The 8703-nt window shown below is 69.8% G+C and carries 8 protein-coding genes; 1 reads left to right on the forward strand and 7 read right to left on the reverse strand.

All coding sequences use genetic code 11. From position 1 onward, the window contains the following. Positions 1–6 precede the first annotated feature (6 nt). The 6 genes from AB0H84_RS50565 to AB0H84_RS50590 all read right to left on the reverse strand — a co-directional run bounded on the left by AB0H84_RS50565 (position 7) and on the right by AB0H84_RS50590 (position 6256). Positions 7–1104, reverse strand: coding sequence for a right-handed parallel beta-helix repeat-containing protein (locus AB0H84_RS50565; protein ID WP_357621111.1), 1098 nt, complete (start codon positions 1102–1104; stop codon positions 7–9). 112 nt (positions 1105–1216) lie between these two features. Continuing rightward, positions 1217–2317: a PqqD family protein gene (locus tag AB0H84_RS50570; RefSeq protein WP_357621113.1), complete on the reverse strand. Its 1101-nt coding sequence runs from the start codon at positions 2315–2317 to the stop codon at positions 1217–1219. Further along, positions 2314–3363 (reverse strand): ThiF family adenylyltransferase, encoded by a 1050-nt coding sequence (locus AB0H84_RS50575; RefSeq protein ID WP_357621115.1) that lies wholly within the window; start codon positions 3361–3363, stop codon positions 2314–2316. The genes AB0H84_RS50570 and AB0H84_RS50575 overlap by 4 nt, the downstream gene beginning before the upstream one ends. Positions 3364–3587: 224 nt before the next feature. After that, entirely contained in the window at positions 3588–4145 is a 558-nt protein-coding gene (locus AB0H84_RS50580; RefSeq protein ID WP_357621117.1) for a dienelactone hydrolase family protein, read from the reverse strand. 58 nt (positions 4146–4203) lie between these two features. Continuing rightward, entirely contained in the window at positions 4204–4503 is a 300-nt protein-coding gene (locus AB0H84_RS50585) for a hypothetical protein (RefSeq protein WP_357621119.1), read from the reverse strand. 139 nt (positions 4504–4642) lie between these two features. Further along, positions 4643–6256 (reverse strand): endo-1,4-beta-xylanase, encoded by a 1614-nt coding sequence (locus AB0H84_RS50590; protein ID WP_357621121.1) that lies wholly within the window; start codon positions 6254–6256, stop codon positions 4643–4645. Positions 6257–6541: 285 nt separating this feature from the next. Here AB0H84_RS50590 and AB0H84_RS50595 point away from each other — a divergent pair, with 285 nt between their 5' ends. Further along, a complete protein-coding gene (locus tag AB0H84_RS50595) occupies positions 6542–8203 on the forward strand; it encodes a class I adenylate-forming enzyme family protein (protein ID WP_357621122.1) in 1662 nt (553 codons plus the stop codon). A gap of 263 nt (positions 8204–8466) precedes the next feature. Here the strand turns inward: AB0H84_RS50595 and AB0H84_RS50600 are convergent. Continuing rightward, positions 8467–8703: non-reducing end alpha-L-arabinofuranosidase family hydrolase (locus tag AB0H84_RS50600; RefSeq protein ID WP_357621124.1), on the reverse strand; the 237-nt coding region annotated here is incomplete at its 5' end.

Genomic DNA, 8703 nt, shown 5'->3' on the forward strand with positions numbered 1-8703 from the left:
GCAGCCCTAGAAGCAGGTGAGGTCCGGGTTGGGCGTGGGCTGGCACGGGCCCTGGTTACCGCCGCCGTCGATGACCTGGCCGGGCGGCGCCCAGATGAGCGGCCCGACGTTGCCCTGACCCAGGTTGCCCTTCAACGTGATCTGACCCGGCGGCGTGGTCACCGACCGCAGATGCAAGCCGCCGCGCACGACGTTGCCCGCGCCGTCGGTGATCCCGCTCGGGGAGCGCCCGTTGAAGGTGAAGAGGTTGCCGGCCACCGGGTCGGGGCTCGCGATGGCGAGGGAGTTCTCCACCAGCATGCCCACCGTGCGATTGCCGTTGAACACGTTGTTGCGCACCACGACGTTACGGAAGCGCTGCCGGGCGCGCAGGCCGATGTCATTACCTTGGAAAACGTTACGCTCGACCGTGCTGGCATTCGCCGGCGTGGTCATGGCATCGACGTCCAGTGCCGTGGCCGCGTTCTTGAACACGTTGTAGCGGAAAAGGCTGTGCCGGCATTCGAAGCCCAGCGAGACCGGGAAATCGTCGAAGAGGTTGTCGGAATAGACGCCGTTGTCGGACTGGAAGATGTCCAGGGCGCCACCGGACAGCTTGCTGTCCTTGATCCGCAGCGCGCCGCCGTGCATCGAGAAGACGCTGACCGTGCCGTGCACGACACAGCGATCGACGGTCAGCTCGTCCCCGTCCTTGGCGAAGAGCCCGTCGATGACGCAGGTGGCGTGGGTGCCGCTGACGTGCAGGTTCGACCAGCTCCCCCGCACGGCGGCGGCCTTGACGTCCACCAGGTCGACGGTGGCGGAGAGGGCGTCGACGCCCCTGGTGAAGCCGGTGATGGCGCCGCCCTTGACGACGACTCCCGTGTGGTTGGAGACCCTGATGCCGACTCCCGTACCGGCACCGGTGACGGTGTGGCCCGCCAGATCGACGGTGACGCCGTCGGCGCCGACGGTCAGGCCGTCGGCCGCGCAGTTGAGGTCGGCGCCGAGTGTGACACTGGCGGTCAGCACGTCGCCGCAGGCCACCGTGTCCGCCCTGGCGGGCCCCGCCGCCAAGGCGATCGATAAGACCACCGCCATGGCCAACGCGTAAATCCGTGACATTTACCCCTCCCTTTCCGAGACAGCGTGATCAGCATGCGCGAGAATCACGTACCGGAAAAGTCACGGCCCCGGGGCCGGGCCGACTGGAAAACCTCACCGAAGTGAGCTCTTTTCAATTCCCGGAAAAGCGGCCTTGGTCGCCCCGGCGAGTGCGCGCCGAGGTGATCAGCCGGCGGCCGAGCAGGGTCAGGTAGAGCACCCATCCGGCGGCCACCAGGACGAGCGCGGCGACGGGCTGCCAGCCGGGCAGCTCCGCGACCGACCGCCGGACCACCGCGACGGTGATCGGCACCGTGTAGAGGGCGAAGAACCCCAGTCCGAGCACCCGCCCCACCACCAGGAACCACGCGTAGAGGCGCACGCTGCGGCGGGCCTGCCGCGCGGTGCCCGCGAGTGCGGCACGCAGGTACGCCTGCGCGTCCGCCATCAGGTTCTTGTTCCCGCTGGCGTTGGCGAAGGCGTAGTAGACGTCGGTACGCATGAAGAACAGGAACTGCCAGGCGATCTGCGACAGGCAGATGACCATGACCAGCCGCACGACGGCGAGGTCGGCGACGTACAGGACGCACGCCCCCGCACAGACGAGGAACCAGTCGACCCGCATGCCCGCCAGGTACGCGCGGTAGCGGGCCCTCCTGGGCACGCCCCAGATGCCGGTGATCCTGGTCTGCACGACCAGGAACTGCAGCCGGGTGCCGAGGGACAGCTCCGCCCGCACGTTCAGGGACCTGGCGGCGGCGACGTGGCCGAGCTCGTGCGCCAGCACGAGGATCCACGAGCCGGCCGCGAAGGCCACCGTGAACGTGAGGCTGTCGGACCACACCAGCGACGAGAGACCGGGCAGCAGCTCCGGCCTGGCGACGACGGCGGCGACCGCGGCCACGGTCAGCAGGGCCAGCACGGCGTGGGCGGGCCGGGAGAAGAGCCAGGCCACGTGGCGGGGGCGGATCCGGTCCCAGAGGTTCGGCGGGCGGCTCGGCCGGCTGAGCAGGCCCGCCCCCTCGAGCCCGGTGACGAACTCGGCCACGTCCACGTCCACGCCGTGCTCGGCCAGCACCCGGGCGCGGGCCTCATCGGCCGTCCTGCTGCCGTCGAGCGCCGCGATCACGGCCGCCGCCACTCCGGGCACGTTGACGAAGGTCTCGCCGTTGCCGATCACGTAGTCGTCCGGCCCGTCGGCGACGACGGTGAGGAACGACAGATCGGTCCTCACGCGCAGACCTCGCAGTCGTCCGCCCGGTCGAAGTCGCGGGCGGTGGTGGTGAGCGTGAGCAGGTCCAGCCAGACGCTCCTGCCCTCGATCGCGGGCACACCGGTCCCGGTCAGGTGGCGGATCACCTCCGAGGCGAGCATCCCCGACACGATCCCGCACAGGGGCCCGAACGACGGGATCGTCCGCCCGGGATTGTCGCTGACCGGCAACGTCGTGGCGCCGTAGCGCTCGGCGAGCGCGCGTTCCTGGCAGGCCAGGCAGCCGGTCTTCCCGGGCACGACGAGCGGCCCGAGCAGGCCGACGTGCTGGTTGAAACCGCCGGTGACGAACGGCGTGCCCGCCTCGACGCAGGCCTGGTTGACCCAGCGGCGGATGTGCGGCTGCGGCGTGTCCACGGTGTTCACCACGAGGTCGGCGTCGGTGACGACGTCCGCGGGCCCGGCGATGCGCCGCTCGATCTGCCTGACCTCCAGGTCCGGGCAGTGCTCGAGGAGGGTGCGCGCGGCGGCGGCCGTCTTGGGCTCGCCGAGGTCGCGCACGGTGTAGAGGTGCTGGCGGTGCAGGTTGCTGAGCTCCACCCGGTCGTCGTCCAGGATCGTCAGCCGGCCCACGCCCGAGGTGGCGAGCTGGAGCGCGACGTGCCCGCCGATGGCGCCCGCGCCGAGCACCGCGACGTGCGTGCGCGACAGGTCCGCGATCGCCGCGGCGGCCTGCTCGGCGGGGTGGAACATGGACAGCCACCGCCCGAACCGGGACAGTCTGGCCTCGCCGGACAGCAGGTCCAACTCGGCGTCGGTGACGAGAATCCGCGCGGCCAGGAGCTGCTCGACCGCCGCGTCGATGTCCTGCGGATCGACGCCGTCGATGAGGGTGTGCAATGCGCTCTGCTCGACGGGCGACTCGGCGCAGAGCCGGATCAGGCGGCGCAGCGGCGGCGGGGCGGGATCCACTATTTGACCGGTCGGCGGGAAATCGCCGAGCCGTACCCGCTCGTGTGCCTCGTCGATGAAAAGGGGGAAAGCCGGATTCACTTGAATCCTGGGCATGGAGGCGGCTCCAGGGCAGGTCGAGAGGGGAGCCTCCTGCGGATGGGGGCCTCCGCAGGAGGCCGCGAAAGCGGTCAGCAGCTGTTGCTGTTGCCCGTCGTCTCGACTTCTTCGACCTTCTTGATCTCGATCGTCATGTGCGATCCCTCCGTCGATCTCGATTGGTCGATGTGATCGTAAAGAGAACGACAGAGAAAGGGGAGACCCAATTTGCGGAAATCGCGTTATGTCCGGCTGAGAAAGGCGAGCGCCCGCTTCCACATGAGCGCCGCCGACTCTTCGGAGTAACCGGGCAGGCCGGGATCGGCGAACAGGTGCCGGTCACCCGGATAGACGAAGCGCTCGAATCCCGCCCCCACCGCCGCCGCGAGGCTGGCGATCTCCTCCTTGTCCAGCCACGGATCGCGCTCGGCGTAGTGCACCTGCACGGGAACGCCTTCGGGCCACTCCCCCTCGGGGGCCACCCCTCCGTGGAAGAGCAGCGCGCCCCTCGCCATCGGGTGCGCCGCGGCGAGCAGCTGCGCCCCGTACGCCCCCAGCGAGAACCCGGCGAACACCGTCGGGGCCGTCACCTCCTCCCCGATCCGGCGGAAGCGGCGGTCGAGCTCGTCAGGGCCGAGCGCGTCACGCTTGCGCAGGCCCGGCTCGATGTCGGCGAAGACCTCGCCGTCGTAGTAGTCGGGGGTACGCACGACGTGCCCGCCCGACCGCAGAACCTCCGCCGCCACGCCCACCCCCGGGCGCAGGCCCTGTGCGGAGTGCAAGAGGACGATCTCTGCCATGACGACCTGTGTATCACCGGGGCGGGCGGTGGACCAGCCTCACCGGCTCGGTGAAGGGCTAGGACCCGTCCTCCAATCCACCGGGTCCGGCGCCCGGACCACCGGCACCGCCGACTTCCCAGGGAGCCGTGTCGTCGCGGCCTCCTGGGCCGCCACCGCCGTGGCGGGTCCGTTTCTTGGCGTGGCAGGCGGAGGGGTCCGTGGCATGCCTGCACGGCACCGTGTAGGAGGTCGTCTCCGCGGTGGCCTGCCGGGCCGTGGGCGTGGCGCCGGCGGGCCCGGCCGGCGCCGTCACCGGGGCGACGAGGGCCGACGCCGTCATCGCGCAGGCCGCGAGAGCATGACGGCTCTTCATCATGAGATCACCTCTTGCCTGTCGTGGACTCCGGGTGACATCACTTCTCACGCTAGGCGCGGGGATGGCCGGCGGAGGCAAAGGCGAGTCCCGGATGAAAGAGATTCCCCTGGACGGCGCCGGGGGAATCTCCAAGGGACGCTCAGGCGCAGGTGTAGCCGGAAGGCGTCTGCGTGTTGCCGTTCGGGCGGCTCACCTGGAAGCCGAAGGTGGTGCCGGCGTTCGGGGCCAGGTTGCCGTTGTAGCCCAGGTTCTTGGCGGTGACGGTCTGCCCACTGACGGTGAGGGTCGCGTTCCACGAGCCGGTCAGCGTGTGGCCGGCGGGCAGGGTGAACGTGACGGTCCAGCCGGTGATGCCGGCGGTGCCGGTGTTGGTGACGGTCACGGGCTGGATGACGTACCCGGTGCTCCACTGCGTCTGTACGGTGCCGGTGGCCGTGCAGCCACCGCCGCCGGGGCCGGCGGTCGTGGTGAAGGTGCCGAGTGCGGAGTCGGCCGACACGTTCCCGGCTCCGTCACGTGCCCGCACGTACACCTGGTACTGGGTCGAGGGGCTCAGCCCGGTCAGGGTGATCGAGTTGGTCGTCGACCGGCCGAGCAGCTGGTCGGTCGCGCCCTGCTCGCGGTAGACGTCGTATCCGGCGAGCCCGCTGCCGCCGCTGTCGGTGGAGGCGGTCCAGGTGAGCGTGGCCGAGTTCGAGGTCACGTTGCCCGCCGAGGGCGTGCCGGGCGTGGTCGGCGGGGTGGGGTCGGTGGTCGTGCCACCGGCCAGCGCGTCGTGCACGGCGGTGTAAGAAGGCTTCTTCTGGTAGTTCTCGTCGTAGATCAGGGCCGCCCCCTGCCCGGAGAACGTGTCCGGCACCCAGGAGTACTTGTCGGTGAAGCCCCAGATGGTCACGCCCGCGCAGGCGGTCACCGCCAGGCAGGCGTTGACGACGTTGCGGTAGTAGGTGGCCTGCGTCGCGTCCTTGGTGGCGTCCCTGGGCATCACCATGCGCACGTCCAGCTCGGTGATCCGCACCTGGACGCCGAGGGCGGCGAAGCGCTGGAGGTTCTGCTGGAAGTCGCCGGGGAAGCCGTACTGGATGGCGAGGTGGGACTGGAAGCCCACGCAGTCGATCGGCACGCCCTGCTGGCGCAGCGACGAGACGAGGTTGTAGATCGCCGTGCTCTTGGCGTTGATCCCCTCGGTGTTGTAGTCGTTGATGCAGAGCTTGGCGTCGGGGTCGGCGGCGCGGGCGGCGCGGAAGGCGTCGGCGATGTAGCTCTGGCCGAGCGTGTTGTACCAGAACGACGTGCGCAAATTGCCGTTGTCGTCGAAGACCTCGTTCACCACGTCCCAGGAGACGACGGCCGGGTTGTTGGCATAGTGGCCGACGACCTGGCTGATGTGGTTCTGCATGGCCGCCCGCATGGCGCTGGCGCCGAGGCTCTGGACCCAGCCGGGCGTCTGGTTGTGCCAGACGAGCGTGTGGCCGTGGACCTGCATGTTGTTCTGGGTGGCGAAGGCGACGATGGCGTCGGCGCCGGAGAAGTCGAACTGGCCCGGGCTGGGCTCGGTGGACTCCCACTTCATCGCGTTCTCGGCCGTGACCTGGCTGAACTCCGTGGCCGCGGTGTTGCGGTACGTGGCCTCGTTGGCGAGCTGGCTGGTGGCGAGCGCCGCCCCGATGAACTTGCCCCGGGCGGCCGCGTGCGTGCGCAGGGGTGCGGAGGCGTCGGCCGAGGTGGTCGGGATGAGGAAGGCTGCGAGCATCCCCACCAACGTGAGGACTCTGACGAGTAAGGACGAATGCACGGACATCTACCTCCGGAGGCAGGCACTCGGGTCCGAAAGTTTTCGATCCCGTCGGATCGCAGTGCAGACGGTATTGACATGCACGGGAAGGGTCAATGTCGGGCACGTACAGCCGCCAAATCAGCAGTTGGCAGCCTGAAACTATCGGAGGATAAATGAAACTTTCACAGCTAGCGGGACGTACCTACCGGTCGGTACTGTGATTTATCCAGAATAATCGTCCACCAGCCAGGAGTTCGGTGCATGTCTCTCTCGCACGCCCAGGTCCAGGCCCAGCTCACCGGTCCCGGCCAGCTGTTCGAGATGGAGGAGATCGGCGGGACCGGGATACGCACGTGGAAGCACGCGCCGGCCCACTTCCGGGCGCTGCTGGAGATGAGCAGGTTCCACGGCGAGAAGGTCTTCCTCGTGTACGAGGACGAGCACATCACGTTCGAGGAGCACTTCCGGCGCGCCGCCACCCTGGCGGGCCGCCTCATCGAGGAGTACGGCGTGCGCAAGGGCGACCGGGTGGGCGTGGCCATGCGCAACTACCCCGAATGGGTGGTCTCGCTGTCGGCCGCGCTGGCTGCGGGGGCCATCGCCGTACCGCTCAATGCCTGGTGGACGGAGGCCGAGCTGGCCTACGCCGTGAACGACTCCGGCATCAAGGTCCTGATCGCGGACGGCGAGCGCGCCACCCGGCTGGCCCCGACGGGCGTCCCGCTGATCGTCACCCGGGGCGAGGCCCCGGCGGGCGCGCGCCGGTTCGACGAGGTGATGGGCGAGGTCACCGCCGACGTCCGGCTCCCGGACGTCGAGCTGTCCCCGGAGGACCCCGCCACGATCTTCTACACCTCAGGCACGACCGGCAACCCCAAGGGCGCGCTGGGCAGTCACCGCAACCTGGGCCAGTCCCCCATGACCGTCGCCTACGGCCTCATGCGGGCGGTGGCGATGGCGGGCAAGGACGTCGCGGCCGCGGCCGGCACCCGCCGGGTGACCCTGCTGACCGTCCCCCTGTTCCACGTCACGGGCTGCTTCTCGGCCCTGACCACCACCATGTTCGGCGGCGGCGGCCTGGTGCTCATGTACAAGTGGGACCCGGAGCAGGCGCTGCGCCTGATCGAGCGCGAGCGCGTGACCGCCATGATCGGCGTCCCCACGAACGCCTGGCAGCTCATGTCCCACCCCGACTTCGGCAAGTACGACCTGTCGTCCCTGACCACCCTCGGCTACGGCGGCGCCCCCGCCCCGCCCAAGCTCCTGGAGCGCATCACCCGGAACCTCCCCGACCGCGCCCCCTCAAACGGCTACGGCATGACCGAGACGACCGCCCTGGCCATCGGCAACGGCGGCGCCGACTACCAGGCCAGGCCCGACAGCATCGGCCTGCCCTCGCCCGTGGTGGACGTGCGCGTGGTGGACCCGGCGGGCGAGGAGCTGCCGCCGGGCGAGGTGGGCGAGCTCTGCGTACGGGGCCCGAACGTCATCCTGGGTTACTGGAACAAGCCGGAGGCCACGGCGCAGACCTTCGTGGACGGCTGGCTGCACACCGGCGACCTGGCCAAGATCGACGACGAGGGCTTCGTCTACATCGTCGACCGGGCCAAGGACATGGTGATCAGGGGCGGCGAGAACGTCTACTGCGCGGAGGTGGAGGCGGCCCTGTTCGAGCACCCGGCGGTGGACGACGCGGCGGTGATCGGCGTCCCGCACGAGGAGCTCGGAGAGGAGGTGGGCGCGGTCGTCCGGCTGGCGCCGGGCGCCTCGGTCGCCACGGAGGAGCTCCAGGCGTTCCTCAAGGACCGGATCGCCAAGTTCAAGATCCCGGCCCACTTCTGGTTCCGGGAGGGGGAGCTGCCCCGCAATCCCGGCGGCAAGATCCTCAAGACCCACCTCCGCAGGGAGGTCCTGGGCGCGTAACCCCCAGATCAGTGCGATCCGCTCGCACCGGTCGCGCCGGTGCGGGCTGCGCCTGAGGGCGTCCATGAGCAGTGCTTCGCGGGCCCGTCCGCCATTGCCGTGCCACCAGGCGGTTTCTTCGTCACGGGGGACAGCGATGGGAGCGGTGGCGTACAACGGCGGCAGACCTTCCGGTGGGTGACGGGGCTGGGACAGCCACCGTCCCTACCGGAAGGTCGCTCTTTGCCGGCTCCACGTCACCCGAGCCGGCCCGTGTCACGCCGTCAGCGCTGCAGTGTCAGCAGGCCCGGCCGGTAGGGCAGGAGGCCGTAGTCGCCGCCGGAGTTGGGGTTGCGTCCCTGGTAGAGCAGCTGCAGGTTGCAGGGATCGACGGTCATGGTCTGGTCGGGGTTGCTGCGGACCAGATCGCCGTGGCTGATGTCGTTGGTCCAGGTGGCGCCGCTGTTGGCCTTGCCGGCGAAGGGGTTGCCCTCGCTTGCGGCCTGCGGGGTCCACGAACC

This window comes from Nonomuraea sp. NPDC050786 (assembly GCF_040654115.1).
Taxonomy (GTDB): Bacteria; Actinomycetota; Actinomycetes; order Streptosporangiales; family Streptosporangiaceae; genus Nonomuraea.

Coding starts and splice junctions, on each gene's coding strand:
- AB0H84_RS50565 (WP_357621111.1), bottom strand. CDS start 1,104: ATGTCACGGATTTACGCGTTGGCCATGGCGGTGGTCTTATCGATCGCC.
- AB0H84_RS50575 (WP_357621115.1), bottom strand. CDS start 3,363: ATGCCCAGGATTCAAGTGAATCCGGCTTTCCCCCTTTTCATCGACGAG.
- AB0H84_RS50580 (WP_357621117.1), bottom strand. CDS start 4,145: ATGGCAGAGATCGTCCTCTTGCACTCCGCACAGGGCCTGCGCCCGGGG.
- AB0H84_RS50585 (WP_357621119.1), bottom strand. CDS start 4,503: ATGATGAAGAGCCGTCATGCTCTCGCGGCCTGCGCGATGACGGCGTCG.
- AB0H84_RS50590 (WP_357621121.1), bottom strand. CDS start 6,256: ATGCTCGCAGCCTTCCTCATCCCGACCACCTCGGCCGACGCCTCCGCA.
- AB0H84_RS50595 (WP_357621122.1), top strand. CDS start 6,542: ATGTCTCTCTCGCACGCCCAGGTCCAGGCCCAGCTCACCGGTCCCGGC.